The sequence below is a fragment of the Dyadobacter sp. UC 10 genome (assembly GCF_008369915.1).
GTDB lineage: Bacteria > Bacteroidota > Bacteroidia > Cytophagales > Spirosomataceae > Dyadobacter.
This window is the reverse complement of record NZ_VSRN01000003.1, coordinates 1-611: the sequence shown is the minus strand read 5'-3', so window position 1 is coordinate 611 and position 611 is coordinate 1. Positions and strand designations below refer to the sequence as shown.

At 47.3% G+C, this 611-nt stretch carries 1 rRNA gene; it reads left to right on the top strand.

From position 1 onward, the window contains the following. Positions 1 to 445: 445 nt before the first annotated feature. Positions 446 to 611, top strand: a 23S ribosomal RNA gene (locus FXO21_RS28555); the annotation flags it as partial.

Below are 611 nucleotides of genomic sequence, written 5' to 3'. Positions count from 1 at the left end.
GTCGTAACAAGGTAGCCGTATCGGAAGGTGCGGCTGGATCGCCTCCTTTCCAGAGCTATCTCGCAAAGTTGAGCGCTCACGCTTATCGGCTGTTGATAAAGACAGAAAGACTGTCTGTTAGCGGTTTAATCGGTTAAAATGCCGGCCGCTTTCGATAATCATCAATGACAAACATTCGAATGAAGTTTGGTTCGAGTTTTTCTCATTGGCGATTGAGCCAGTCAGAGGATATCAACAGATATCGGCTGTCGTTCTTTAACAATCTGGAAGAAGTAAGTAATTTGGATAGCGGAAGCGTCTTGAGATGGACGTGAAAACTATCCGGGTTGTGATTGTATCGATGTATCTCAAGATGATTCGAACTCTATGTTCGACTTAAATTGGAATACGGCACAACGCGAGAACTCAACCTGTAGCGACTGTCGATGAGACAGACTCGTTATAGGGTCAAGCGAACAAGTGCATGTGGTGGATGCCTTGGCGATCACAGGCGATGAAGGACGCGGTAGCCTGCGAAAAGCTACGGGGAGCTGGCAAACGAGCTTTGATCCGTAGATGTCCGAATGGGGAAACCCACTCCTTTTGGAGTATCCATGGCTGAATACATAGGC